The organism is Flavobacterium sp. DSP2-3-1, from assembly GCF_049896865.1.
GTDB lineage: Bacteria > Bacteroidota > Bacteroidia > Flavobacteriales > Flavobacteriaceae > Flavobacterium.
Window position 1 is genome coordinate 1 of record NZ_JAFCVD010000034.1, and the last position, 558, is coordinate 558.

The following is a 558-nucleotide window of genomic DNA, read 5'->3' on the forward strand; positions in this document are numbered from 1 at the left end:
CTTGCTGTTAGTTCAAATAATACCATTTAAGAATAAGAGTGTCTCGTAGCTCAGCTGGTTAGAGTACTACACTGATAATGTAGGGGTCGACAGTTCGAGTCTGTCCGAGACAACTATTTAACTTAAACAAAGAAGAAGAAATTCTAGAGTTGAAAAATCACGATATACATCGTAATTCGTAATTCACAATTCATAATTAAAAAAGATTGGGGGATTAGCTCAGCTGGCTAGAGCGCCTGCCTTGCACGCAGGAGGTCAACGGTTCGACTCCGTTATTCTCCACGATTTTAGTTTTAAAGTCTAAAGTCATAAAGTCACAAGTCTTCGGACATTGGACTTTAAGACCTTTGACATTCGACTAAATAAAGTTCATTGACATATTGAGATAAGAAAATAATAAAAAGTAGAAAGCATTTTTTGCTTGTTTATTTATAGACAGGTAAAAGAAACGGCATTCTTAATTGAATGTTGGTACAATAAGCAAAATAAGGGCGTATGGGGGATGCCTTGGCTCTCAGAGGCGATGAAGGGCGTGATAAGCTGCGAAAAGCTACGGGG

General features: G+C 38.2%; 2 tRNA genes and 1 rRNA gene. All 3 read left to right on the plus strand.

Going from position 1 to position 558, the window contains the following annotated elements:
- Nucleotides 1-39 precede the first annotated feature (39 nt).
- Nucleotides 40-113 (plus strand) — tRNA-Ile (locus ACP7AT_RS15780).
- Nucleotides 114-208: 95 nt separating this feature from the next.
- A tRNA-Ala gene (locus ACP7AT_RS15785) sits at nt 209-282 on the plus strand.
- A 193-nt stretch (nt 283-475) separates the two neighbouring features.
- Nucleotides 476-558, plus strand: a 23S ribosomal RNA gene (locus tag ACP7AT_RS15790); the annotation flags it as partial.